The organism is Marinobacter sp. UBA2498, assembly GCF_002341575.1.
GTDB lineage: Bacteria > Pseudomonadota > Gammaproteobacteria > Pseudomonadales > Oleiphilaceae > Marinobacter > Marinobacter manganoxydans.
Window position 1 is genome coordinate 41,707 of record NZ_DDOI01000042.1, and the last position, 1,412, is coordinate 43,118.

1 protein-coding gene and 2 tRNA genes are annotated in these 1,412 nt (G+C 52.6%); all 3 read left to right on the forward strand.

Annotation, left to right across the window (positions count from 1 at the left end; translation table 11 throughout):
• Nucleotides 1-118: 118 nt before the first annotated feature.
• Nucleotides 119-194: transfer RNA gene (locus B2W52_RS04745), tRNA-Glu, on the forward strand.
• Between the two features lie 36 nt (nucleotides 195-230).
• Nucleotides 231-307, forward strand: a tRNA-Asp gene (locus B2W52_RS04750).
• 174 nt (nucleotides 308-481) lie between these two features.
• On the forward strand, nucleotides 482-1,360 hold the full coding sequence (locus tag B2W52_RS04755) for an outer membrane protein (protein WP_286801627.1): 879 nt from the start codon (nucleotides 482-484) through the stop codon (nucleotides 1,358-1,360).
• Nucleotides 1,361-1,412: the final 52 nt, after the last annotated feature.

Below are 1,412 nucleotides of genomic sequence, written 5' to 3' on the forward strand. Positions count from 1 at the left end.
AGAGCGCTTGCATGGCATGCAAGAGGTCAGCGGTTCGATCCCGCTTACCTCCACCAAAAACGGCTTGCAAAGAAACGTGCAGTGAAAACATGTTATACTGCGCAACTCAATTTGTCCTGTCCCCTTCGTCTAGAGGCCTAGGACACCACCCTTTCACGGTGGGTACAGGGGTTCGAATCCCCTAGGGGACGCCAAGTACTTTGGCTTTGGTTGGGCACCATTACCGCTGCGGAGCGGTAGTTCAGTTGGTTAGAATACCGGCCTGTCACGCCGGGGGTCGCGGGTTCGAGTCCCGTCCGCTCCGCCAAAAAATTCAGAAAAACCCGTGTCATACGACGCGGGTTTTTTATTGGCTGTTACCGACAGGCGGAAAGCCCGCCCTTCACCCATCACAATTTATCTTGCCGCCCCGGCTCGTTCACATTACACTCAGCCCCCCTTCAACGTAGTAACTGCGGTACCTTTAATAAGGCTTCCAATAATGAAAAAAGCAGTTCTTCTGGGACTCATCATCCCTTTGTTTTCCGGCTACTCAACCTTAGCAACAGCACAAACCAGCTCAACGTCCATGGTGCCAGACTCCGGTGCTTATTTCGGCTTGGGGTTCGGTGTTAATTCAACACAATTCAAAGACCAGAAACTGGAAGCAACCGGGACGTCGAACGTCACCAACACAGCGACAGGAACACTCGTTTCTTCAGGCACAGCCGGAGGCCCGCCTGTGGGCATTGGGATGGGCACGATAAATGGCATTTCTCCCGCCGTCCAGGCTGGTTATTTCGAGAAGCTGCAAGGCACCGATTACCTGTGGGGCGTCAAGTTTTCATACAGCTACCAGGGTGGTTCCACAGCAACAGAAGACTTCATTCGAATTCCGCAGTATGGTTCCTTTTCAAACGGCACACCATTCACGGGGAACGCAATTGCCCGCTCTTACCAAAAAACGGTTAATCATCAATTCTCGCTGATTCCGTACTTCGGGCGCGCTTTTGACAGAGGCACCATTTACGTTGGCGTTGGCCCCACCTTATCGCAGGTCAATACTCAAATTAACGACCTGATTGGTTTTGCCGATATCAACGGCAACAGAACCGATATTTCAGGCTCTGCCCAGAGCTTCTCGGCCAGCCAATGGGTTTGGGGCGCGGCTGTCATGCTGGGCGGCACTTACTACCTTGATAAGTCGTGGTTCCTGGACTTCAGTTATACGTACAGCGTAACGCAAGACAAAACAGCCAACTATTACTCGACCTATAACAACCCCGCCTCACCCAATACTTACAGCGGTTCTTTGATCGGCAGCAGTACTGGAACGGCAACAACGCAATCGGCCAGCCTGTCTCTTAACCGGGTTTTCTAAGCCTGGTCAACATTCGCCGACGTGGCTTATCCACCCGGCCGGACCCAGACAG